The sequence below is a fragment of the Streptomyces sp. AC627_RSS907 genome (assembly GCF_019049165.1).
This window is the reverse complement of record NZ_JAGMUE010000409.1, coordinates 1-603: the sequence shown is the minus strand read 5'-3', so window position 1 is coordinate 603 and position 603 is coordinate 1. Positions and strand designations below refer to the sequence as shown.

At 73.0% G+C, this 603-nt stretch carries 1 protein-coding gene; it reads right to left on the bottom strand.

Going from position 1 to position 603, the window contains the following annotated elements; genetic code table 11:
• Positions 1-382: 382 nt before the first annotated feature.
• On the bottom strand, positions 383-603 hold a 221-nt coding region (locus KUM32_RS36170; RefSeq protein ID WP_217146137.1), incomplete at its 5' end, for a hypothetical protein.

Genomic DNA, 603 nt, shown 5'->3' with positions numbered 1-603 from the left:
CTGGCCACCGTCAGGAACCGGCCCTCGCGGCTCAGGGTGATGCCACAGCCGTCCGCTGCGGGCGTACGGGCCAGCGCGTGGTCGGCCAGGGTGTCCAGAAACCCTTCCAGGGAGTCGGTCTCCAGAAGGAAATCGGTCACATGCAGGTCGTCGTCGTGTGCCATGGAAAAGCCCCTCGCGCAGGTCATACGGGCCTGCCGTCGGCATCGGTCAGAATGTGCGGCGCCAGGGGCCACGGCCCAGACCGGAGGGGAATCTCCCGGCGTCAGCGGTCGCCCTGGCCCGCGAAGGAGCCGGCGGGGGCGGCCACACCTCCAGCATCGCACGCACGTTCGCCACACCGCACCGCTTCCAGCCGCGCCGGCCCCGGTGACGCAGGTCGTCACGTTGAGGCCGAACCGAACGTCGGCACCGCCCCTCGCGTGGTGAAGCCTCCCGACACCCGCGCCACGTCACGGACCAGCGGTGACGCGGGAGCGGAGAAGCTCCCTGCGGGGCGGTCCCCGACGGTTGCCTCCACGCCGCCCGCCTCCTGGACGTGGACCCCGGCCGCTGCCTCGCCCAGGGGGGGCACCGACGCCGGCATCGCGGCAGCCGCTGTCG